This is a genomic window from Agromyces aerolatus (assembly GCF_031432255.1).
In the GTDB taxonomy this organism is placed as follows: Bacteria; Actinomycetota; Actinomycetes; order Actinomycetales; family Microbacteriaceae; genus Agromyces.
This window is the reverse complement of record NZ_JAVKGQ010000022.1, coordinates 1-23,489: the sequence shown is the minus strand read 5'-3', so window position 1 is coordinate 23,489 and position 23,489 is coordinate 1. Positions and strand designations below refer to the sequence as shown.

The following is a 23,489-nucleotide window of genomic DNA, read 5'->3' as shown; positions in this document are numbered from 1 at the left end:
TTCGGCTACTCGGCCCGATCAGGTGGGTGGATCATCCGTACGTTCGAGACGCCGCCCTGGTTCACGCAGTCCTGAGCGAGGTCGTGAACGCCCCAGTAGAAGTCAAGGTCGGTAGCCGCCGCGTTAACGGTGCTCTCGACAGGTATGTAGCGGTGCAACGGTGTGGAGACACCGCCGTAGGAGTAGCCGAAGTTGTCCACCGTGAGGATCGTTAGGGGCTCTGACCCGGTCCACTCGATCCCGACGCGCACGTCGTACTCGTCGTTGCCTGTCGCGTCGGCGGTCGCCCGGATGAGAGCCATCAGGTCTGCGACGCCGCACTCGACCGCGTCCGACTGGACCTGCGATCCCTCGAAGTACCCGTCGCTACTCATGCGGTGGCCGCCGATTGCGGCTGCGAGCGTGACTGATCCGTCGTGGTGGAGACTCGCCCATGCTTCCTTCCACAGTGATCGATCGCCTGTTGCGGTGTTGACAGCGACCCAGCGGCGCAACCCTGGTCGTGGGTTGTGCCGGTCGACGCTGTCCAGCGGGTGCACACCTCCACGTCCGGCATAGTGCCGGCCCAGACCTTCAGCCTTGGTCAGTACGTCGCGCGCTCCGTCGCGCGTCAGGCGGTTGTGGCGGCGAGGGACGCGCGGGTGGGCGACAGCGATCAGCCAGGCGCGTTCGCTCGTGGTCCGCCCGCCCGCGGTCTCGGCATACAGGTTGTCGAGTGCTTCGCTGGCATGGCGGCGTTCATCGAAACGTGCTCGGTACATCGCCTCGATCTGTCGTTCCTTCATCCATACGGTGTCGGAGTCGTTGCGCACCGGAGCGCCGAAGTAGTCGTTGCGGTAGATCAGGTGAGGCCCGTCAACGCTTGCCGGCACTTCCACGACGACAGCGCGAGCGCCCTCAGTTCCGAGACGGTGCACGTTGAGGCCGAAGACGGGCGGGGAGATAGCGGTGATCGCTGCGGAGCGCAGGGATCGCTCGTAGGCTTCATCGAGTTCTCCGACATCGACCCGCTCTGTCGCGGCCTTCTGCGACTCGCGTACTCCGAACACAATGACGCCGCCGCCGCTGTTCGCCATCGCTGCGACGTCCTTGGGGAAGTCCGTTTGCGGTAGGCCCTTCGCTGGCGGCAGCTCTGACTTCCAGTCCAGGTCGTTCGTCTCCACGACTCCACTGCTCACCGCCGCGTCCAGCAGTTCGTCCGTCAGCGGTCCAGGAGCGGCCCCGAGGGCGCGATGCAGAGCGGTGAAAGTCATGACCCCCAGCGTAAGGATCACCTGCGACAACTGGCGGTGACGCCGACCGGAAGCTGCCTACAGCGCGCGCCCCTCCCGATGAGCGGACGGGGTGATGCCCGACTCACGCGCGAATGCCTGCCCGCCGCCACCTGCGGGCGGGTCGAGGAGGGCCGTGACATTTGTGGCGTCGGTGATGAGGGACGCGATGCCTTCGCGCAGGAGCCGGTGCGTCCCGGCACTGGACACACTGGTCACCGGGCCGGGCACGGCGCCGACCGGGCGGCCGAGTTGCGCGGCGCGGGCGGCGACGTTGAGGGAGCCGGAGCGGTAGCCGGCCTCCACCACGACGGTTGCACCGGAGAGGGCACCGAGGATGCGGTTGCGGGCGAGGAACCGCCGCTTGGTCGGCGCTGCGCCGGGCGGCATCTCGCTGGCGAGCAGGCCGAGGTCTCCAACTCGTTCTAGCAGCTCGCGGTTGCCGGACGGGTAGAGGCGATCCAAGCCGCCCACCATCACGGCGAGAGTCTGCCCGCCGGCGACGAGGGCGACTCGGTGTGCGGCGGCGTCGATGCCGTAGGCGCCGCCGGCCACGATGATCCGCTCAGCATGGGTCAGATTGGAGGCGAGTTCGCCCGTGACGTGCTCGCCGTAGCTGGTGGCGGCACGGGCTCCGGTGATCGTGACGCGATCGTTCAGCGGCCCGGTGAGTAAGGAGACAGCGCCTCGCAGCCATAGGGCGGTAGGGGCACGATCGCCCAGATCGTTGAGGGCGGTCGGCCACTCATCGTCGCCGGGGATGAGGATACGCAGCCCGAGGCGGTCAGCCTCCGCGAGCGCCTGCGTGACCGTGCGGGCATCCATTCGCGGGGCGACCTTGTTGCGCCACAGCCGAGCCTCGACCGAATCGACCTTCTTCGGGAACGCGCCGGCACCGGCCGCCAGGCGCACGGTCTCGACCGCGCCGACTGCGGCGAGGAGCCTACCCGTCACGGCGTCGTCGGGCTCCAAGGTGGCAGCCAGAGCGACCCGCGCGGAGCGTTCGTCCTTGGCGAGAGAAGTGATCGTGACCATGCCCGGCTCCCATCCGTGTGCCAGACAGGTGCGCGAGCGCCGCCCGAACGCAGGGGCACACCTCTTACGAAGGTCGGCCGAGAGTCATACTCTGGAAGGGAGGCAGATTCCTCCTTGATATGGCGTCCCTCGCGGACAGGCCCTCGGACCACTCTCTACGCACTGTCTCGTCACGTGACCGTGCCACGAGAGGAAAAGCCATGATCCGACTGCTCTGGGCGCTCAGCGCCCACGCCCGCTACTACCTGCGGCGCTACATGCCCACCAACATCGCGCTCGACGCGATCCGCACCCGCCGCGGCCTGAAGTGGGGCATCCCCGGGATGCTCCTCGCGATCCCGTACTTCCTCGCCGCGAACTACTGCATCACGCTGATCGAGGAAGGCGGCCCCGGCTGGCTGAACCTCCTCGTGCTCCTGTTCTGCTGGAACGCGCTCAAGTTCCTCATCATGGGCCCGGTCAGCGTGGTCCTGCTTGTCCGCGCCCGCGTTCAGGAGGCCGTCGCCCGGCACCGCACCAGCGGGCTACCGAAGACGACATCGCCTACTTCCGTGGCGGTCAGTCGGGTACTCGTAGCACGCGACCAGTGCGTGTCCTTCCTCGATCCGGGCGTCCTCCCTGGGATAATGGTGAGCGACATGGATCACTAGTAGTGGGCGAGTAGGCACAGCCGAACCATCGCCAGAGAGCGAGGTTGGCAATGACGACTACCCCTCCGCAGATCCGGCTCTGGGACGACAACCCCAGCTCGTTGGACCTCCTCGGGTTCGACGCGGTGGTCGAGCCGATCGTCGCTGCAGTCCGCGAACGCAACATCCACCCGCTAACGTTGTCCGTGCAGAGCCCGTGGGGCGGCGGGAAGTCCACGATCCTGAAGCTCATCGAGGCCGAGTTCAAGGACGACGACACCTGCTTCGTTGTCACAACAAACCCCTGGGCGTACGACGACCAGGGGGACGTGGCCCGGATCGTTCAGGTAGCGCCCGGTCACCGATGCCGGGTGTGCGGCGACGGCGGCAGGGGTGCCCTCGGAGATCCGATGTCCGCCGTCTCGGCCGCCGCCGGGTTCAAGATCGATGACCCATTGGGCGTGTGCGATCAGGTCGGGGTCATGCTCTACGGACAGAACGGTGTTCCCGGCGTCCCGCAGTTCGCGGAAGCTACCGAGCAGGTGTTGCTCGTCTGCCGGGTGAAGGCCGCCGGTACCGGGTTCATCGAAGATGTAGGTCAGGCCCGTCATTGCGGTGCTGATCTGCGCGGAGAGTCGTGCCAGTTGCAGTTCACCGCCTGAGAGTGTGGGTGCGGCGCGGTAGAGTTCGATGTGCCCGAGTCGGAGCCGGATGAGGAGACGCTTTCGCATTTCCGGCACCAGCACCTCATCGACTGACTGTTGCCGCTCGTTCATGGCGGTGGCAACAGCATCGATCCACTCCCGCACCTGGAGCACCCGATACTCAGTGACATCGCGGTATGCCTTGCCGGTGAGTGTCACGGCGCGACCATGCCAGGGCCGGTGCCGTCACATACCGGCCAGGTCCTCCTGGACAGGAAGGGGTGATAGAGCTGCTTGGCATCTTCGGCCGCGGCATCGCATACGCCTCTCAAGTTCTTCTCCAACGTTCCCGATCACAAGACTCCAGCACCTCAACCTAAGGTGAGGTCAAACCGGGCCTGCTGGGCTACCTGCAGACGCTCGGACCGGGAGTGTGAATCTCGCGATGACCGCAACCGCGAACATGATCACTGCGAGGAGCGCGGGCACGACCACGAACGCCACATCACCTAATGCGTCGATCAGTGCGCCGATGCTGGTCACGCCGAGTGCGGCTCCGAGCTGCACGGCAATGAGGGCGGCCGTGGTTCCCCGCCCTACCGAGGCCCGGGGCAAGATGCGGTAGATGCTCGCGAAGGTCGGCGCCGAGACGGTGCCGAACGCTACCCCCGTCACGCCGAGTAGCAGGGGACCGGTGATGGCAGGCGCTGTCAGCCCAGGGGTCAAGACGGCTAGCCCTGCCAGGCAGACCGCGGCGCCTGCGGCACCGACGGTGACGATGGGGCGAGGGCCGATGCGATCGGACACTGCACCCGAGATGCTCATGGAAACGAGCATTCCGAGACCGAACGCTCCTAGCGGCATGGCAAAGGCTATGCCCTCTAGGTTCCAGACCCGCTCAGCGAGCATGGGTGCAAGTGTCAGGACCGAGAACGTCAGTACACCGCCCGCGCCCATGATCGCGACGGCACCCGAGAACTTGCGATCCATGAAGAGGCGCGGATTCACGACTGGTTCGTCGATGCGCAACGCTCGGCGAACATACGCGGCCAGCAAGACGACGCCGCCTACCCCAGCGATCGCAGCCAACCACAGCGTGTCCTCGCCGACCTGCGCGAACGCGAGGAGCAACGCCGCAAATCCGACCCCGAGGAGGGCGAGACCGGCGGCGTCCAGCTGTTCGGCTTTCGCGGTGTCGTCACCGCTTGCGTCCGATGCCTCGTGCCTACGCAGCGATACCGCGAGGAGTAGCACTGCAACGATGACCGGAGGGACGGCGAAGAAGAATACTCCTTGCCACCCCGTCCATGACAGCAGCGCTGCGCCGACTAGCGGCCCGACCGCAGGGGCGATGTTGATGACGGCCGCCATGACTCCCATTACTGTACCGATTCGTTGACGCTCGGTGATCCGAGAAATCAGGGCGAGACAGGCAGGTTCGAGCACACCGCCGCCCAGACCCTGCAGCGCACGCGACAGCAGGAGCAATTCGATGGAGTTCGCCAGGCCGCTCGCCAGGGATCCAACGGCGAAGATTCCGACGCCGACGAGCAGCACGGGGCGGGCTCCGAAGCGGTCGACGGCCCACCCGGCGACCGGGAGCGTCAGTCCGGCCGCTAACAGGTAGGCCGTCGTGACCCACACGATGACGCTCGTCGACGCGCCGAAAGCTCCCGACAGCGTGGTCAGGGCCATCGAAGTCACCGTTCCGACCAGCACTGAGACGAAACCGATGATCGCCAGCGAACTGATCGCGAGCGGAAAGCTCCGCGCCCCCAGGGCATCGCTCGCCGTCGACATGTGCGTCATCGTCATTGTCCTTTCTCTTACGATGTAAGTGATGTGGATGATGCTACTCTTACACCGTAAGAGACGCAAGGGCAGAGGGTGGCTGGATGCGCACGCAGGGAAAGCACGCGGGCCTCGACCGCGACCGGGTTCTGGACATCGCCGTCGCACTCATCGACAGCGAGGGCGAGGCCGCGCTGTCGATGCGGCGTCTCGCGGGCGAGGTCGGCGTCGAAGCGATGACGCTGTATCACCACTTCAGCAACAAGGGAGGCCTAGAGGATGCGATCGTGGAGCACGTACTCGCCTCCCAGGAGGGTGCGACTCTGCCCAACGGCGCGCCTTGGCAAGATGTCTTGTGTGGTTACGCCCGGATGATCCACCGAGCACTCGCCACGCATCCAGGAGTCGTGCGGCTCGTGGCGACGCGTCCAGCCATGACCGAGCGCAACGTACGCGAGGTGGAAGCCCTGCTCGAGGCGTTCACGACCGCGGGACTCAGTGTGACCGATGCGCTCAAAGTCGTGCACACTGCTGGCGCGATGGTGCTGGGCCTGCATATCGCGCACCCGAGCGACGCGCGGAGAACCATTGCTCCCGACCTCAGCGCCACGCCGCGCATGCAGGCCGCGTTAGAGGATGGCGCGGGCGACTTGGACGCAAAGGTCGAGTTCGCCCTCAATACCCTGATTGCGGGGCTGGAAATCACGATCCTGAACCCAGCGGCGCCTTCCTAATCCTGGAGCCTGATTCGACGGAAATGCGAACGAACCGTGCTTTCGGACGGACCTGTTCCAGAGGGCGACAATCGGCCCGATAGGGTCTCTAACGTCCATCTGAGTTTTCTCCATGCGACGGCTGGGTGAGCTATCCACACCACCGGGATGCGGTCGGTCGACTGGTTACTCAAATGTGGAGCTCTACAGAAACGGTCGTTTGCGAAGCCCCTCGTGGACGCTCGCGAAGCCGTCGCGCTACTGCCGCGCGAAGACGTTCAATGCAACCTCAACGTAACCGTCGGGCGTCGGTGCGCAATCGGGTCTCGACGTAGTTACCACTGGGCCCGCCGAGCCCGAAGTCGGGTGCACTACCGCAGCCGCACCCACGCTGTCGAGTTCGGATAGACGACGAGGCAGACGTGGCCGCCTTTTGTGGCCTTGGCCCGCGGGAGAACTTCTACGTGTTCATGACGCGCGGGGCGGAAGGAAACCGAGGCGAGCACGAGCATGGCAACGCCTGGCCATAGCGGTCAGCGCCGTCCAGCGCGGTCGGCCAGTTTCGGTCCTGCTGGCTACCTTCTCTGAACTGGTAGAACGCTCGGCGTGACGTGAATCGCCAGAAGTAGGTATCCGAACTAGAGCGAGCCACGTCGGCCGCCCTCCGGCCTTTCGGTCACGGTCATCAGCCGCTTGATGGATGTTGGTGCTCTTGGATGCGGACGGGCCCGGGGCCGTGCGCTTGGAGCTTGTCGTCGGGGTTGAGTAGTAAGCAGGCCTTCATGGAGAGGCAGCCGCAGCCGATGCAGCCGGTGAGTTCGTGTTCGAGGGCTTCGATCTGGCGGCGGCGGTCTTCGAGTTGTTTTCTCCAGATGCGTGAGACGTATTGCCAGTCTTCATGTGTCGGCGCATGGTCGGTGGGAAGTTCCGCAAAGATGCGCGCGACGTCCGTGAGGGGTATACCTAGGCGTCTGGCGACCAGAATGAGGGAGACGCGGCGGAGCATGTGTCTGGCGTAGAGGCGCTGGTTCGCGCTCGTGCGTTGACTGCTGATGAGTCCTTTGCGCTCGTAGAAGTGCAGCGCGGACGCGGATACGCCAGTTCGTCGGGTGACTTCTCCGATGCTCAGGGGTTGCGCCGGGTCAACGTTGTGGGTGGGCGAGGACGTGGGGTCGTCAGGTGTGTTGGGCATTGATTTCCTTCTCGCGGGCGTGTCCGGTGCGTGTGAACAGCAGGACCGCAACGGTGATGGTGAGGATGAGGCACACGGTGCCGACGCCGAACTGGGTGATGTGCCACGACCCGGTGAAGGCATCGATCTCGATATCGCGCTCCGCACTACCAGTCTCGGTAAGGCGGCCGGCGGACACGTCGGCGGCATGCTTCGCATCACCGAGCCGGTCGGTCAGCACGGCTAGCAGCGACGCGCTGAATGCTGCGATCACCAGCGCTTCGGCAGCGCCCCGTAGCGTGTTCAGGAAACCGGCCGCGGTTCCAACGAGCTGCGGAGGGACGAGCGCCATCGCCTGACCATCAGTGATCCCGAAGGACGTGCCCATACCGATCCCGATCAGCAGGAGCGGGACGAATACCAGTCCTGCGGTGTGTTCCGGGCGCAGTGTAAGGAGGCCGACGTTGCCGATAACGACCAGCACAAGGGCGATCAGGATCAGCAGCCGCGCCGAGACGCCTCGATTGACGAGCGTGGCTGCGAGCATCGGTGAGACGAGAACCGGTGCGGTCAGCAGCAACATGACGAGTCCGGTCGTGATCGGCGTGTGCCCGGAAACAGCCTGCAAATAGGTGGGAAGGAACACCAGCGCCCCAAGGAAGCCGATTGAGGTAGTCAGGGTTGCCAGGCACCACCCCATGAAACCGCGATGGGCGACCAGCTCGGGCGCAAGGATCGGTGCGCTACTTCGCCTCTGAGACACCGCGAACGTGATCGCAGCAACGAGACCGATCCCGAAGCCGGCGAGGACCGCGGGATGTGTCCATCCGTATTCGGGACCTTCGAGGAGACTGACCATGAAGGCGGTCAACGTAACAACGAACAGGCTGCTCCCGATCCAGTCGGTTCGGGCGGCCTCGTTGCGGGACTCGGCCAGGCGGGTAGCGGCGATCGTGACGAGCGCGGCGACGGCGGCGAAGACGCCGAAGCTGCCGCGCCATCCCGTCACACTGATCAACGCGCCGATCAGTGTCGGTCCGACTGCGATGCCCACGCCGGCCATGGTTCCCATCAGTGCGAATGCCCGATTGCGAGCGGCGCCCTCGTAGCCCTGAGCCAACAGCGCGCCGCCGGCGGCCATCACTCCTGCCCCGCCGACTCCGGAGACGACGCGTGCAACATCCAAGATCTGGATCGTGGGGGCCGACGCCGTGGCAACGAATCCAGCCGCGAACAACGCGGCCGCGATGATGAAAACGCGGCGCCTCCCCGCACGATCGGCCGCCGCACCGGCGACTAAGGTCATCGCTGCGAACGCGAGGTTGTAGCCGGCGACCACCCAGTTCAACGGTGATCCGGCTGCGTCGAGGTCTTTGCCGATGTCGGGCAGAGCGATGGCGGTGCCGGAGATCGACATCGCCACCAACGCGACGCCGATCAGGACCACAGGCAAAGTCAGTCGCGATGGTGAGCCTGCGGCTGAGCCGGGCAGAGCGCCAGTCGATGTCGTCGAAACCGAGTTCATTGCGTACCTCTCACTATTCAAACGTTCCCGATAGGGAGACTCCAGCACCTCAACCTAAGGTGAGGTCAAACCGGGCCTGCTGGGCGACCTGCAGATGCTCGGACCCGGGAGCGTGAATCCCGGTATGACCGCAGCAGCGGTTAGCCATGATGTCGGCTACTTGGCCGCCTCCTGCCGCGCGCTTGTGGAACGCCGCTTCGACTTTCGCGGCGAAGTCGAGTGCATCGCGTTGCTGGTCGTGATGCTCGCGCACGAATCGGTGATTAGGCTCAGCCATGACCACATTATGGCGTCCGAGGGACGCTATTATGTGAGTCATGGCAAGCGAGGACACATCCGGCGATGAGATAGGCCTCGCCCTGGCGACGTTATGGGGCACGTCGCCGACGGTTCGTCGCGGGCCGAAGCCGAAACTCACCCTGCAGGTGATCGTCGACGCCGCCGGCACCATCGCGAGGGACAAGGGGCTGGCGGCGGTATCGATGGCGGGGGTGGCCAAGGGAGTCGGATGCGCGAAGATGGCGCTCTATCGGCACGTGACTGACCGAGACGACCTCCTCGCGGCAATGGTCGATACCGCACTCGGGGAACCGCCAACCCTTGACGGCAGCTGGCGCGAACGCTTCACGACTCTGTGGGAGAGTCTTCTCTCCATGTACGCCCGTGACCCGTGGATGCTCGACCTGCCGGCAGACATCGACGCCCTGACACCTCAGAACGCGGCATGGGTCGACGCCGGACTGTGCCTGTTCGAAACCAGTACCCTCCCGCATGGCGAACGGTTGGGCGCGGTGTTGCTGTTGACGGAGAGTGCGCGGTTCGTCGCGCGGCAGCAGCGCTCAGAGGACAGCCCCGCTGATGATCTTGATCGCCTGATCTCATCGGTCTCGTCGGCAGGTGCCTTCCTGCCGCACGATCGATATCCGCACCTGGCGGCCGTCGCCGGCCATCACCAGGTATCGCAACCGATCGCCCTGCGCCCGGAGTGTGTGCGAGAGGCGATGACACGCGCCATCGCCGCCTACTTTCCCACGGAGGAATCGTGATGGGGCGGGATAGGACGCTGCGAGTGCTGTTCGCGCCGGAGACGTTCAATCTGGGCGAGACCAGCCGGGCGATCGAGGTTGCACGACAGCTGCGGCGCTCGGGGCACGAGGTGCGGTTCATGGGGTATTCGCGACGATTCGCCGACCACGTAGGCGACGCTGGGTTCACGATCGAGCTCCTGGCTCCCGAACTGGGTGAAGACGAGGCGGATCAGTTGATCGCAGCCGATCAGGGTCGACGTTTCCGCCATCCGTTCACCTCGGCGATGGTGCGGGAACGGGTCGCAAGCGAGCTCGCTCTGTTCAGGCGTTGGGTGCCGGATTGCGTGGTCATCGGCACGACGCTCTCGACGTTCGTCTCTGCCCGAGCGGCATGCATACCGCTGGTCTACGTTCGGCCGTACGCGATGAGCCGGAGCCACCTCGCTGCCATGAACACGTTCCCCGTAATGCAGGGACACACGTGGATCGGCAGGCAGATCAATCGGCTGGCAGGGCGGCTCGTACGAGTCGTCGCTCCGAAGATCCGCTGGAAGCCTTCTTCTTTTCGACGGATCGCGGGGGAGTATCGAGTCCGACTGCCATCGCGCACGCTGGACGCCCTCGACGCCGACCTCAATCTCATCGCTTCGCTGTTCCCCTATCTCGACGCGCAAGCGATGAGTTCCGGGGAGATCGCCGTCGGTGCTGTCTTCTCGCAATCAGAGGGCGAGGTTCCCGCCTCGGTGGTTGCTCTTGCCGAGAGCGGTCGGCCCGTCGTCTATGTCGGTCTTGGGTCGTCGGGGAACCGTCAGCTCGCGCTGGACATCCTTCATCAAGTCGGAGAGCTCGATGTTGAGATCGTCTCCAGCGTCGGCCACTACCTTCATCAGGGCGACCGCGAGCATCTGCCTTCCAACGTTCACGTGTATGACTTTCTGCCCGCCCACAAACTCGCCGGACTCATAGACGCGTCGGTGGTCCACGGCGGCGAAGGCACCGTCCAGACGGCATGCGCGTCCGGAGTTCCCTTCGCAGGCATCGGCCTGCAGACAGAACAACGGTTCAACATCGACGAGTGCGTGCGCTACGGCAACGCCTCACGATTCACACCTCGCGACATCAAGCGGCAGCGGCTCCCCGGCATCGTCACAACGCTCCTGACCGACACCGCCATGCGCCGCGCCGCCGAAGAACTCCAGGAGAAGACGCAGGCCGTTGGCGCGGAGAACGCGGCGCGAGAGATCGCCGACTTCGTCTCAAGGAGGATGCGTTGATACGCGACTACCGCCCGCCGTACGGGTGGAGCGAGCGGCACACTTCGATCGATCCATGCCGACGGCACCTGGAGGCCGAAACGCGCCCACCCCGCCCTCGCAGCGACACGGAGGAATCAAACCCATGACGACCACTTCTGCACCACTGTCGCGCCGGCTCGTGTCCGCAGCGTGGAAGATCGCGCTCGCGGTTCTCCCACTCGGCGCGGGCCTGGGCATCGTCTCGGCCCTACTGCCCGCCCCGCGCGACCCCTCTGACCCGATGACGTTGGCGATCAGGATCGCCGTAGGCGTCATGGTCAGTGCTCTCACGCTCGCCGTGATCGCCATGCTGGTCCGCCGTATCGACCGCGAACGCATGAGTGACGCCGGGTTGACGAACATCCGTACAGGCTGGCGGCTGGCGGTGTGGGGCGCCATCGTCTGGATCGTCCCGGCCGCGTTGACGTTCGGAGTGTTCGCGCTCCTCGGCGCCCCGCTTTCCATCGCCGTTCCCGTGCCGGAACTCACGCGGACGGTGTTCCTTCTCCTCCTCGCGGTGTTTCTCACCGAGGCACTTCCGGAGGAGGCCGTCTTCCGGGGCTACGTCACGAGCGCGCTCGGCGCGGTCACCCGCGGGTGGGGGGCCGTCACGATCCAGGCCATCCTCTTTACCCTCTTTGCGGGGCTCCTGCGGCAGAACTGGAACCCGATCGACCTCTCGCTCTTCCTCGCGATGGGGATCGGATTCGGCTACCTTCGCTTGATCACCGGATCTATCTGGATGCCCATCGGGTTCCACACCGCCTTCCAGACCGGAGCCCAGCTCGTCCTCACCCATGACGCCATCAGCTTCGCAGGTGATACCGGCACGGCCATGCTCGCCCTCGGCATCATCCCCTTCACCGCCGCCGCGATCCTTGTCAGCATCGTGGGTGTCCCTCGCATCGTGAACCCTGCCGTGCGCAACCCACGCTGAGTGACGGGAGGTTTCTTTGAGGGGCCTTGCTTCTACGCCCGAGCAGGGACTGGTGTCTGCTGGTAGAGCGCGAGTCGCCAGTTGCCGTCGTTCCGCGTGTAGACGCTGGACATGAGTGCGTTGAACGCGGGTTGATTCTCGTCGCGGTAGGCGCGGCCGGTGTAGACGAGTATCGCGCGATGCTCGTCTAGAGAGATGAGTCGCTCGTCGGTGATGTCGTAGGTCCGCCACGGGGGCGCCTCGTTCAGGGAGTCGATGACCGCCTGGCGGTCGAAGACCTGGCCATGGGCCAGGACCATGACACCGTCGCTGGTCATGATTCGTCCGTAGAAGTCGGCGCCAGTGCTGTTGCAGAGGGACTTCCATCCCTGGTGTTCGAGGTCGAGCAGTTCGTCGAGCATGGTCTGTCTCCTTCCAATGCCGGGGCGTTCAAGCCTACCGGGGGAGTTCGCCGGGGTTTGAGGGGCGTTGAGGTCGCGGTTGGTGCTGCCTATGTCAGACCGCACCGGTCGCTGATGCATCATGTGTCGCGCCGGAAGTGTGGACCTCGGCGAGGATGCAGCGCTCGCGCAGGTTGGCGGCGTGCTGACATGATCGCGTGACTCCTCCACGCTTGTGGTCGGGCCGCGGACGCATGTGGCAGTTCAAGCGAGTGGTGAAGAAGCGATGCGGTCGAACCTGACGGCCCGAGGACAGGTGGTCCGCCAGGCTGACCGGAATCGTCAGGCAGTGTGCTCGGAGACGACCGCGTAGATGCCGGGGCTAGGCATCGCGATGGCGGCGGTGCGTTCGGCGTATGCGGCCGCGGCGGGGTCCTTCTGGGTGGCCTTCGCGTCGTTGGCGCTTTTCCAGCGGGCGATGTTGACGACGCGGCTCTTGTCGGCGCTGGCGAGGACCGTGACGGAGATGAATCCGGGCCGCTTGGAGATGACCTGCTCGGTTCCTTCATTCAGGATGTCGATCACCTCCTGCTGCTTGGACGGGTCGACGTCGATGATGTTGATGAACGTGACGGGACTGGACATGTCCGGCCTTCCTCTCTGATCGTTCCGCGATTGGTGTCCGTGGTCGGCGCCGTTGAGTGCGTCCGGCCTGGTGAGCAAGACGGTCGCCCGCTCTGGGGAAGAGACGAGATGGCGCCGCAGAGTGTGAGGCGCCACCAGCAGTGGGGCGGCCACCTCACGGTCTGGGGGGCTGCGTCGTCCTCATTGAGGGCCGGGCTTTCCGGCCCCTCGGTGACGAAAGGGGCAGGATTGGCAGGGTCAGCGCGGGGGAGTACTCAGGTCACCGATCGGGTCGCCCGGTGGTTGGATGATCGGACACGCATCGGTGTGATGGTCCGCGTCTGGCGGGGCCGGGCGTTCCCGGATCACTGGTCACTGTTGCTCGGGCACGTCGTCGTAGTGAGTTTCCTCGTCTGCTCGCTCACAGGAGTGTTTCTGCTGTTCTTCTACGACCCGTCAACCACTGCTGTGCAATACGACGGGCCCTACATCCCGCTCCAGGGGGTTGAGATGTCCCGTGCGTTGGAGTCGACCCTGGACATCTCCTTCGAGGTCCGCGGCGGCCTGCTGATGCGGCAACTTCACCACTGGAGCGCGTCGCTGATGATCGCAGCTCTCCTGCTGCATATCCTGCGCGTGTTCTTCACGGGCGCGTTCCGCAAGCCGCGTGAGCTGAACTGGCTGCTCCTGTTCGGCATCCTGTTCGCGAGCATGGCAGCGGGGCTGACCGGCCACGTCTTGCCCGACGACATGCTCTCCGGCAGCAGCCTGGCTGTGCTGGACGGGATACTCAAGGCGATCCCCGTCGTGGGTACGTGGCTGTCATCCCTGGTGTTCCAGGGAGAATTCCCCGCCGGCGCGATCACCACGTTCTACCCGCTCCACATTCTTGTGCTGCCGGCGATCATCGCCGTGCTGATGGTCGTGAACGGCATCCTCGCCACCCTGCACAAGCCTGCACAGTTCCCTGGCCCCGGCAGAACGGAAAGCAACGTCGTCGGGCGGCCATTGGGTGCTGCGGCGATGAAGAGCGTGGGCCTGTTCTTCATCGTGTTTGGCGTGCTCACCGGGATCGCGGCGATCGTGACCGTGAACCCGATCTGGACCTATGGGCCGGCCGATCCGGGCAACGCATCAGCCGGTGCCGGGGCGCTCTGGTATCTCGCGTTCCTCGACGGCGCGCAGCGCCTTGTCCCTCCGGGCTGGGAGTTCGTGTTGTTCGATCGCACGTGGACGTTGGCGATTCTGGTCCCGGTCGGAGTGTGCGTGTTGTTCCTTGTCACAGCGATGGTCTACCCGTTCATCGAACGCTGGATCACCGGTGACCGGCGTGAACACCACCTGCTGACCCGACCTCGCCATGCCCCGACCCGCACTGGCACCGGCTTCGCGGGGATCGTGTTCTACGGAGTGCTGTGGGCGGCGGCGGGCAGCGACCTCATCGCGCTGCACTTCTCGCTCAGCATCGAAGGGATCGTGCTCACCCTCCAGGTCGCCCTCATCCTCGGCCCGGTGGCCGGCTTCGTCCTGACTAAACGCATCTGCCTCGGTCTGCAACGCAAGGACCGCGAGATCGCCCTCCACGGGTATGAGACCGGCCGGATCGTCCGTCATCCCGGCGGCGAGTACGTCGAAGTCCACCACCCCGTCGACGCCTACGAACGGTGGCGGCTCGTCGACCACGACAGCTATGAACCGCTCGTGCTCCGACCTGACAAGACGGGGCGCATCCGTTCCCGCGACCGCGTGAGAGTGACATTGTCCCGCTGGTTCTTCCAGGACCGCATCCTGCCGCCCACCGCTCTCGAACTCACCACCGATCCCGCCAACCGTCCGGTTGCCCTCGCCGAAGAAGTGGCTCAGGATCATTAGCCGTGACCTGCGACCGCCTCACAGTTCGCCGGGCTGTCTCGTCTTCTTCTCACGGGCATGTGATCCGATAGACACCACGCGTCGAATCGGAACGGGAAGCCTGGTCGATGGAAGGAGGAACGATTGAGCAAGCCACGTCGCGCAGGGCCCACCGAACCACCCGAGCTTGGTGACGCGATTCGCGAGCGCAGCGTCCTCCTCGGCCTCTCCTACCGGCTCCTCGGCTCTCTCGCCGACGCCGAAGACGCCGTTCAAGAGACCTACATCCGCTGGTACCGACTCAGCAACACCCAACGCCGCCAGATCGGCTCCCCGCGAGCGTGGCTCATCAAGACCGCCAGCCGCATCGGACTGGACATGCTCACCACCGCCCGCGCCCGCCGCGAACAGTACGTCGGCGAATGGCTCCCCGAACCGATCCCCACGCCCGGTACCTGGACCAGCCACCACGACGGCGCCCCCATCGACCCCGCCGAACGGGTCAGCCTGGACGAATCAGTCTCAATGGCGCTACTGATCGTGCTCGAATCCATGACCCCCGCCGAGCGGGTCGCGTTCATCCTCCACGACGTGTTCCGCTACACCTTTCCCGAAGTCGCCGACGTCGTCGGCCGTACCCCGGAAGCCTGCCGACAGCTCGCCTCCTCCGCACGCCGCCGCGTGCACAGCGCTCGCAGCACAACGGTTCACCCAGCCGAGCACACCGCCGTCGTCCGCTCTTTCAAAGAGGCATGGGAGACCGGCGACCTCGCCACACTCATCAGCCTGCTCGACCCGGACGCCACCGCCATCACCGACGGCGGCGGTCTCGTCTCCGCCGCACTCGAGCCGCTGCTCGGCGCCGAAGCCATCGCAGAGTTCCTGCTCGGCGTCCACGAGCGGCAGCCCGACCTCACCATCCGCGAAGACCTCGTCAACGGCGAACTCGGGCTCGTCGCAACCGGGGCCGGACGCACACTCGCGGTCGTCAGCCTCAGCCACCGAGCCGGCAAAATCGAACACGTCTGGGCCGTCCGCAACCCCGACAAACTCGGGGCGTGGGGGTAACCAGGCTCGAACGTTCGTCGTGCCCTGACACTCGAGAAACTGTGCCAAGCGTCTCAGGCGGCTGAGCGCCATCACAGCGTCCAACTAAACGACGCCGTGGCCGAGCGGTCACCCCAGGTCATCCGCTCAGTTGCACGGCCTCTTCCTGTCTTCAAGCGATCCCTCCCGTGCTGCATCCTCGGACGTGTCCGTCCCCGCGGGTGTCCGCCACAGCCTCGCCTGACTGCCACACGTCTTTCAGACGAGGCCGCCGTGCGAGGGCGGTGCTGATGGAGGGCGTTGCCCGGTCGAGTGACGTCCCACCTGGTGCCAGGAGAAGGAGGCGTGACGGTGACGGTTTCGATGCGCGTGATGAGCGCGGGCGATGGCTACAAGTACCTCTTGAAATCGGTCGCCGCAGGAGACGGCGACCGCTCGCTCTCGACGCCGTTGACGAGGTACTACGCCGAGGCGGGCAGCCCGCCGGGGTTCTGGATGGGCTCGGGCCTTGGCCGTCTCGGGCACGGTGAGCTGGTCGAGGGCGCCCAGGTCTCCGAGGCGCAACTACAGCTTTTGATCGGGATGGGTCACGACCCGATCGCCGGCGAGCCACTGGGACGCGCCTATCAGCAGTTCGCCTCCATCGCTGAACGCGTCCAGCAGCGCGTCGACGCGCTCGATCCCGAACTCGGGCCAGCAGCCAAGGCACGCGAGGTCGCCATGATCGAGGCCGAGGAAGCCGAGCGAGGAACCAGAAGGGCCGTTGCGGGGTTCGACTTCACGTTCAGCGTGCCGAAGTCGGTCTCCGCGATCTGGGCGGTCGCGGACGCGGGCACGCAATCGCTGATCGCAGATGCGCATCACGCGGCGGTTGCAGGACTGGTTGCGTTCCTCGAACGAGAGGTTGCAGCAACCCGCGTGGGCGCAACCGGCCCGGACGGAGCGGTTGCACACGTCGATGTCGCCGGCGTCGCCGCTGCCGCGTTCGATCACTACGACAGCCGCTCCGGCGACCCCCAGCTCCACACGCACGTCGTCATCAGCAACAAGGTCATGACTGTCCAAGACGGCCGCTGGCGAACCCTCGCCGGGCGTCCGATGCACTCCGCGGTCGTCGCCGTCTCCGAGCTCTACAACGCCGCCCTGGCCGACCGGCTGACCCGCACCCTTGGCCTGGGGTGGGAGGCGCGAGCGCGCGGTCGGGATCGGAACCCGGCATGGGAAATCGAGGGCGTGCCCGACGAGCTGGTGGCCGAGTTCTCCACCCGCTCCCGGCACATCGAGGCCGAGAAGGATCGCCTCATTGCGGAGTACGTCGCCAAGCACTGCAGGCAACCCTCGGCGCGGACGGTGCTGAAACTTCGGGCGCAGGCGACACTCGCCACCCGGCCGGAGAAACATGTCAGATCACTCGCCGACCTCACCGGCGAGTGGCGGCAGCGCGCCGGCCACTTACTCGGCCAGGACGCGACCGGATGGGCGCTCGCCCTGACCAGCGGCGCAACTACCGCCGAGTGCTGCGTGCCGATGACGTGCCGCTAGACGTGGTGGGAGAGATCGGGCAGGCCGTGATGGAGACGGTCGGCGAGAAGCGTTCGACCTGGACACGGTGGAACCTGCACGCCGAAGCATCCCGGCAGCTTATGGGCTGGCGGTTCGCCAGCATCGAAGACCGCGAAGCGATCACCGGCCTGGTCGTGGACGCGGCCGAGCGCGCCTCTCTGCGGCTCACCCCGCCAGAGCTGGCGACCAGCCCGCTCGAGTTCCGCCGCCCGGACGGCACTACCCGGTTCCGTCCCCGGCACTCCATGCTGTTCTCGTCCGAGGCGCTGCTGGCCGCCGAAGACCGCCTCCTGGCCCGCGCAGAGGCGACGACCGGACCCGCGGTGCCGTTGGAGACGGTGGAGCGGGTCGCCCGCAAACCCGACGCCCGTGGCCGGGTGCTCGGCGAAGATCAAGCCGCCGCCCTGGCCGCGATCGCCGTCTCCGGTCGGGTCGTGGACGTGCTGGTCGGCCCGGCCGGCGCCGGGAAGACCACCGCCATGAGCGCGCTGCGCCGGGCATGGGAGAAAGGGCACGGCGCCGGGTCTGTGGTCGGGCTGGCGCCCTCGGCGGTCGCCGCCCAGGTCCTCGCCGACGATCTGGGGATCAGATGCGAGAACACGGCGAAGTGGTGGCAGAACCACCTCATGCACGGAACCACGTTCGATGCGGGTCAGCTCGTCATCATCGACGAAGCCTCCCTCGCAGGCACCGCCTCTTTGGACCGGATCACCCGCGAGGTCGAGAAGGCCGGAGCGAAAGCCCTGCTGGTCGGAGACTGGGGCCAGCTCCAATCGGTCGACGCAGGCGGCGCGTTCGGCCTGCTCGTCCACGCCCGCGACGATGCCCCGGAGCTTCACGACCTGCACCGCTTCACCCACGCCTGGGAGAAGACCACCTCCCTACAGTTCCGCCACGGCCGAACCGAAGCGATCGACACGCTGATCGAGCATGGTCGGATCACCGGCGGCGAAGCCGAGGCGATGATCGACGCCGCCTACACCTCCTGGCAGCGCGACCTCTCCACCGGCCGAGCGTCTATCCTCATGGCCGAGACCCACGAGACCGTCACAACCCTCAACGCCCGAGCACGGGCCGACCGGATCATCGACGGTGCCGTGAACCCGGCCCGCGAGGTCGGTCTGCACGATGGCACCGCCGCTTCCGAAGGCGATCTGGTCATCACCCGCCACAACGACCGCCGGCTCCGCAACGGCAGAACCTGGGTCCGCAACGGCGCCCGCTGGATCGTCACCAACGTCCGTGACGACGGGTCGGTCAACATCCGCCCGGCCGCGCGCAGGTTCGGCGGAGGGATCGTCCTGCCCGCTGACTATGTGAGCGAGCACCTGGACCTGGGCTACGCGATCACCGCGCACCGGGCTCAAGGCGTGACCACCGACACCTCGCACGTCGTCGTCACCCCGACGACCACACGGGAGAACTTCTATGTCTCGATGACTCGCGGCGCGGAAGGCAACTACGCCTATGTCGCCGTCGACCGCGAGGATCAAGAGCACGCTGAGCCGCACCCCGGCGACAACCCCAACGTCACCGCCCGCAGCGTCCTGCATGGCGTGCTCCAGCACGTCGGCGCCGAGATGTCGGCGCACGAGACGATCACTGCCGAACAAGAACACTGGGGCTCGATCACTCAGCTCGCGGCGGAGTACGAGACGATCGCCCAAGCCGCCCAACACGACCGCTGGGCAAGCCTGCTCAGCACGTCCGGGCTCACGCCCGAGCAGGTCGGCGACGTGCTCGACTCCGACGCCTACGGTGCTCTCTCTGCCGAGTTGCGGCACGCCGAAGCCAACCACCACGACCTCGACGCCCTGCTCCCGAGGCTGATCGCCGCGCGCAGTTTGGACGATGCCGACGACATCGCCTCCGTCGTCCACGCCCGCCTCGCACGCGCCACAGCGCGGCCGGCCGGGTCCGGCCGCACCCGCAAAACACCACGGCTGATCGCCGGACTTATCCCCGAAGCCGCCGCTCCGATGGCTGCCGAGATGCGCCACGCCCTGGACGAACGCCGCGAACTGATCGAGCAACGCGCCGACGCCGTGCTCCACAGTGCCCTCACCGACACGGAGCTGTGGACGGCGCAGCTCGGCACTCCACCGAAAGAGGCGAAGGAGCACGCCGCGTGGTGGCGCGCCGCCCGCACAATCGCGGCCTACCGCGACCGCAACCAGATCACCGACAACGGGAACCCGCTTGGCCCGGCGGCAGAGAGCACCAGCCAGAAGATCGACGCAGCACGAGCGCGCGCCGCCCTCAACCGCGCACGGTCCATCGCAGGCGACGACCCGACGAAGGACCAGGTACGGCCAAGCGCCGTCACCCGATCCGCACCGCGCCTGTAACCACCCCGACTCGGAACGGCAAGGAAAGGTTGGGGGAGTCGTCAGATCGAGCGTCCCGGCGTGCCCGGTGACGGCCGCCGCTGGCCGAAGTCCCATCCGACCTCCGGCGGTGTGACCGCGCGGCCGGGCGCATCGGCGTCGAGCAAGGCGATCACGTCGCTGGGCTGGGTAACGAGCGTCGCGAGGCCCTGTCGGATGAGTTCGTTCGTCCCGCTACTGGCGGCGCTGGTCACTGGGCCAGGCACCGCACCGACGCCTCGGCCGATGTCACGTGCCGCAAGGACAGTGCTCATCGACCCTGACCGCACACCGGCCTCGGGAATCACGGTCGCGCCCGACAGCGCCGCCATCAGCCGGTTCCGTGCGATGAACCGGTGCTTGGTCGGCGCGGCCCCTGGCGGCAGCTCGCTCACCAGCAGGCCGACGTCGCCAACCCGATTCAGCAGCTCACTGTGACCAGCGGGATAGAGCCGGTCAAGACCGCCCGCGAGGACCGCGACAGTCTGCCCGCCGGCCGTGAGAGCGCCGCGATGCGCGGCTCCTTCGATCCCGTAGGCACCACCCGCGATGATGATGCGTTCCTCATCGGCCATACCCGTCACCAGCTCGCCGGTGACATGCTCCCCGTAGCCGGTCGAGGCGCGGGCGCCCGTGAACGTGACCCGATCGCTCAGCGCCCTACTCAGGAAGGAAGTCGCTCCGCGCGTCCACAGCAGATACGGGGCCCGGTCGCCCAGATCATCTAGACCGGCCGGCCAGTCCTCGTCCGACGGGATGAGCGTGCCGAACGCCCCACCCTGAGTCTCGGCCACGTGGCCCAGCAGGGCCGGCGTGATCCGCGCACCGAGGCGTTCGCGCCACATCAGCGCGTCGGCGCGAGCAAGACCCGGCACCGGATCGTCCGCCTCGATCAGCCGCAGCGTCTCAACCCCTCCGACGCGAGCCAGCACGTGTCCGGAGGCCGCATCGTTGGGCTCGGCGATCATTGACAGCAACCCGCGCCATCCGCTCACCCTGCATCTGCTCCGCCAGTGTCGCCATTATTGGTGTCCTCTCGCTCCAAGGTCACCGACGAGGTACACGCGTGCCGGCCGCCGACGGGTTCCCTCTGTCAGAGCACGGTCGTAAACTGGACGACGAGGCAGGTTCTTCAGCTACGCGGGTCCTACGGGACGGCCCCTTCGAGGGCACTCGGTTCATAGCCGCCTCCACGACGGAACACCGTCGCGCTATGACGAGGAAAGAGAGACCCGCGATGCTCCGCACATCAGTCGCACTCAGCGCACGAGGCTACTGCGTACTCCGCTACGCACCCACCAACCTGCTGCTCAACGCCATCCGCATCAGGCGTGGCCTCAAGTGGGGCGTCCCCGCGATGCTCCTGTCCGTGCCCTACCTCTACGCCGCCGCGATCTGCACCACAATCATCAACGACGGCGGTCCCCGTTGGCTCTGCCTGCTGGTCCTGCTGTTCGTCTGGAACGCCTTCAAGTTCCTCTGGATCGGACCCGTCAGCCTCATCCAACTCATCCGCGTCCGAAGGAACGAGCTGGGGTCTCGACCACTTGACTTCCTCGGAACCGGTCGGGCTTCGCGGGGGAGCACTAGCACGGGGGACAATTGACGGTATGGCGAGGATGGACAATCACGAGATACTGCGGCGGTTCGTCTTGCGTGCGCGGCGAGTCCAGGCGCACTCGATCGTCCAGAATCAGGAAGAGTTGCTGCGGCACGCACAGGGAAGCTTCGACGGTCACGTTGACGTGACCGGGCGAATGACCATCACACGGCGCCTCCCTGCTGATGAGGAGGTCTTCGAGTCACTGGCTTCGAGGGTGAGGCCGTTGACAGTGAAGTCCGAGCCCGTCTACTACGTGAAGGTCTTCGACGCGATCAAGCACCTCATCAGTGAAGCCGATGTTGACGACGCGCTACGAGCGCGCCTGCACGACCTTCGGCGTGCCTGGGACGCTTCCGAGATTCAAGGAACCCAAGTCCAGGCATACTCTGTGCAATCGGCCCACATTGATGGGACCGACGTGACCAACAGGGTCTCGGACACGCAGCTCGCCGCCGCTTGGCTGTACGCCGACCTCGTCCATGCTGATGCTCAAGGACCGAAACAGGAGGCACTCGCGTTCCCTCTCCGCGAGCGATATGCCGCAGCGGTCCGCGTGTTCTCCCACATGGCAGCGCTGACGGTAGCGACTTTGCGCATAGTCGAGTCGCTACGGGATGCACAGCTGCTCGCCCTGGACAACTCGGCGTGGGAGGACGATGTCACCGTCGGTACGTCCGAACTGGTTGAAGAGGCAAGGGCATACGTTGCGCCGTTGGGTAGCGAGGTGCCGGACATGCGCGACTCTCTCGGGCTGACCGAGAACTGGAGCGCTTTCACCGTCACAGAACTGCTCAGGCAGGACCCGACCAACCATGTCCGCGTCGTGCTGCGCGACGACGACGGCAGTATCACGGAGGCTTACGATGCGGCCGTCGCTCGTCGCCGCCGTGACACTACCTTCGCTGAATGGGATGTACTAGTAGCCGGCAGCGTCATGTTCAAGTTCTCCTTCGGCATTCAAGGCGAGCGAATGACTGACGCGCAATTCCGAGGTTGGGAAGTGTTCGACTCGACCAATGACCTCAAGCTCGCATCGACGCGCTTCATGCTTCAGCTCCGCCGCTCTACCGCGGTGGCCTTCGAAGTAGGAGGAAGCGAGTTGCTGGCGCTTGACCCGCCATCTATCCCCGACGAGGAACAGCGGGAGCTGGCGGTGATCGCGGAGACGGTCGAAGACATCGTGAGGATCGAGCGTCTCACTAGACAACCCCTCCAGCCCTGCAACGGCCGTTTTGATGACCGTGATCGTGTCCGGCTACGTCGCGCTCGTTTGTTGCTGGAGGGTCATGTCGTCCACGCCATGCGTCATCCGGTCACGGTAACGGCCCCCGAAGGCAACCCGCCGCAGGTAGTGGTCGCCGCTGCCGGGACACTCAACGTCGGCGGCGCAGAAGTCCCCACACCACAGATCGTTATGCGTCACCCTGAAATGACAGCCAGGGAGACCGGTCTCGCTCCCGAGGCGGGGCCCGAGGCCAAGACATATCGGATGGAGACGCCCCTTGGCGAGCAGTTCATGGCATGGGTCCCCGGGCTCGCTGAGGTCTCTGGTGACGAAGACCTCCTCGTCACTGCGTCGTGGGACCTGATCGGCATCGATGAAGAGAGTTTCAGCGGCTGACCAGTGGTAGGGAGTCCAGAAGACGCTTACGAGCGAGGTTATCCGCACAACTTGTGACTTGAGGTCGAGCCGATCGTGGATCTGGCCAACAGCAGGGGTGGGCTCTGCTCGCGGAGATAACCTCGACGAAGGCGTTGGTCAGCGTCGAGAAACTCTACGAACCGACGCTTGGACTTGTCGCTCTGGACCCGACCACAGGTGCCCCGCCAAGCTTGAGATGCAGAAGCAGGGACGCAAGCTCGTACGTTGGCGATAGGTTCTCGGCCTGCAAAGCGCGTACCCACAGATTGAAGCGACATGAGTGTTGAACTGAACTTCGGAGACAGCATGGCTGTGCTGTTTGAATCGGCCTGACTTTCGTTCCTATTCGGAGGCTTGTCCGGCGGGTGCCGGTT

19 protein-coding genes and 1 pseudogene are annotated in these 23,489 nt (G+C 65.8%); 11 read left to right on the top strand and 9 right to left on the bottom strand.

The window, feature by feature from the left end; genetic code table 11:
• Positions 1-5: 5 nt before the first annotated feature.
• A complete protein-coding gene (locus RH864_RS18010) occupies positions 6-1,253 on the bottom strand; it encodes an AlbA family DNA-binding domain-containing protein (protein WP_310518964.1) in 1,248 nt (415 codons plus the stop codon).
• A 57-nt stretch (positions 1,254-1,310) separates the two neighbouring features.
• Positions 1,311-2,306, bottom strand: coding sequence for a DNA-processing protein DprA (locus tag RH864_RS18005; protein ID WP_310518963.1), 996 nt, complete (start codon positions 2,304-2,306; stop codon positions 1,311-1,313).
• Between the two features lie 200 nt (positions 2,307-2,506).
• Here RH864_RS18005 and RH864_RS18000 point away from each other — a divergent pair, with 200 nt between their 5' ends.
• Entirely contained in the window at positions 2,507-2,956 is a 450-nt protein-coding gene (locus tag RH864_RS18000; RefSeq protein ID WP_396130006.1) for a sulfate permease, read from the top strand.
• Positions 2,957-3,006: 50 nt separating this feature from the next.
• On the top strand, positions 3,007-3,597 hold the full coding sequence (locus RH864_RS19235) for a P-loop NTPase fold protein (protein WP_396130005.1): 591 nt from the start codon (positions 3,007-3,009) through the stop codon (positions 3,595-3,597).
• Between the two features lie 369 nt (positions 3,598-3,966).
• On the opposite strand, the gene RH864_RS17990 is transcribed toward RH864_RS19235, so the two are convergent.
• Positions 3,967-5,388, bottom strand: a complete 1,422-nt coding sequence (locus RH864_RS17990) for an MFS transporter (protein ID WP_310518961.1) — start codon at positions 5,386-5,388, stop codon at positions 3,967-3,969.
• Between the two features lie 86 nt (positions 5,389-5,474).
• On the opposite strand from RH864_RS17990, the gene RH864_RS17985 reads away from it, so the two are divergent.
• The gene (locus RH864_RS17985; RefSeq protein ID WP_310518960.1) at positions 5,475-6,104 is read left to right on the top strand and encodes a TetR/AcrR family transcriptional regulator C-terminal domain-containing protein; all 630 of its coding nucleotides are present in this window, start codon (positions 5,475-5,477) and stop codon (positions 6,102-6,104) included.
• Between the two features lie 664 nt (positions 6,105-6,768).
• Here RH864_RS17985 and soxR read toward each other — a convergent pair.
• From soxR to RH864_RS17970, 3 genes are all read right to left on the bottom strand, one after another.
• Positions 6,769-7,275: a redox-sensitive transcriptional activator SoxR gene (soxR, locus tag RH864_RS17980; protein ID WP_310518959.1), complete on the bottom strand. Its 507-nt coding sequence runs from the start codon at positions 7,273-7,275 to the stop codon at positions 6,769-6,771.
• Positions 7,259-8,701 (bottom strand): MFS transporter, encoded by a 1,443-nt coding sequence (locus tag RH864_RS17975; RefSeq protein ID WP_310518958.1) that lies wholly within the window; start codon positions 8,699-8,701, stop codon positions 7,259-7,261. Before RH864_RS17975 ends, soxR begins: the two co-directional genes overlap by 17 nt.
• A gap of 127 nt (positions 8,702-8,828) precedes the next feature.
• On the bottom strand, positions 8,829-9,056 hold the full coding sequence (locus RH864_RS17970) for a hypothetical protein (RefSeq protein WP_310518957.1): 228 nt from the start codon (positions 9,054-9,056) through the stop codon (positions 8,829-8,831).
• 40 nt (positions 9,057-9,096) lie between these two features.
• Here RH864_RS17970 and RH864_RS17965 point away from each other — a divergent pair, with 40 nt between their 5' ends.
• From RH864_RS17965 to RH864_RS17955, 3 genes are all read left to right on the top strand, one after another.
• Positions 9,097-9,825: a TetR/AcrR family transcriptional regulator gene (locus RH864_RS17965; RefSeq protein WP_310518956.1), complete on the top strand. Its 729-nt coding sequence runs from the start codon at positions 9,097-9,099 to the stop codon at positions 9,823-9,825.
• A 23-nt stretch (positions 9,826-9,848) separates the two neighbouring features.
• Complete coding sequence (locus tag RH864_RS17960) at positions 9,849-11,081, top strand: glycosyltransferase (protein ID WP_310518955.1); 1,233 nt, start codon at positions 9,849-9,851, stop codon at positions 11,079-11,081.
• A 124-nt stretch (positions 11,082-11,205) separates the two neighbouring features.
• Positions 11,206-12,039, top strand: a complete 834-nt coding sequence (locus RH864_RS17955) for a CPBP family intramembrane glutamic endopeptidase (RefSeq protein ID WP_310518954.1) — start codon at positions 11,206-11,208, stop codon at positions 12,037-12,039.
• A 32-nt stretch (positions 12,040-12,071) separates the two neighbouring features.
• Here the strand turns inward: RH864_RS17955 and RH864_RS17950 are convergent, their stop codons facing one another.
• Entirely contained in the window at positions 12,072-12,440 is a 369-nt protein-coding gene (locus RH864_RS17950) for a nuclear transport factor 2 family protein (RefSeq protein WP_310518953.1), read from the bottom strand.
• Positions 12,441-12,761: 321 nt separating this feature from the next.
• The gene (locus RH864_RS17945; RefSeq protein WP_310518952.1) at positions 12,762-13,064 is read right to left on the bottom strand and encodes an antibiotic biosynthesis monooxygenase family protein; all 303 of its coding nucleotides are present in this window, start codon (positions 13,062-13,064) and stop codon (positions 12,762-12,764) included.
• Positions 13,065-13,274: 210 nt separating this feature from the next.
• Between RH864_RS17945 and qcrB the strand changes: the two genes are divergently transcribed.
• The 3 genes and pseudogenes from qcrB (at position 13,275) to mobF (ending at position 19,852) form a co-directional block, all read left to right on the top strand.
• Positions 13,275-14,915, top strand: coding sequence for a cytochrome bc1 complex cytochrome b subunit (gene qcrB, locus RH864_RS17940; RefSeq protein ID WP_449224137.1), 1,641 nt, complete (start codon positions 13,275-13,277; stop codon positions 14,913-14,915).
• Positions 14,916-15,038: 123 nt separating this feature from the next.
• Positions 15,039-15,962: an RNA polymerase sigma factor SigJ gene (gene sigJ, locus RH864_RS17935; protein ID WP_310518950.1), complete on the top strand. Its 924-nt coding sequence runs from the start codon at positions 15,039-15,041 to the stop codon at positions 15,960-15,962.
• 342 nt (positions 15,963-16,304) lie between these two features.
• Positions 16,305-19,852 (top strand): annotated as a pseudogene (mobF, locus tag RH864_RS17930) (MobF family relaxase).
• A gap of 41 nt (positions 19,853-19,893) precedes the next feature.
• On the opposite strand, the gene RH864_RS17925 reads toward mobF, so the two are convergent.
• A complete protein-coding gene (locus tag RH864_RS17925; RefSeq protein WP_310518949.1) occupies positions 19,894-20,838 on the bottom strand; it encodes a DNA-processing protein DprA in 945 nt (314 codons plus the stop codon).
• A 269-nt stretch (positions 20,839-21,107) separates the two neighbouring features.
• On the opposite strand from RH864_RS17925, the gene RH864_RS17920 reads away from it, so the two are divergent.
• Positions 21,108-21,476, top strand: coding sequence for a sulfate permease (locus tag RH864_RS17920; RefSeq protein WP_310518948.1), 369 nt, complete (start codon positions 21,108-21,110; stop codon positions 21,474-21,476).
• Positions 21,477-21,480: 4 nt separating this feature from the next.
• A complete protein-coding gene (locus RH864_RS17915; RefSeq protein WP_310518947.1) occupies positions 21,481-23,094 on the top strand; it encodes a hypothetical protein in 1,614 nt (537 codons plus the stop codon).
• Positions 23,095-23,489 lie beyond the last annotated feature (395 nt).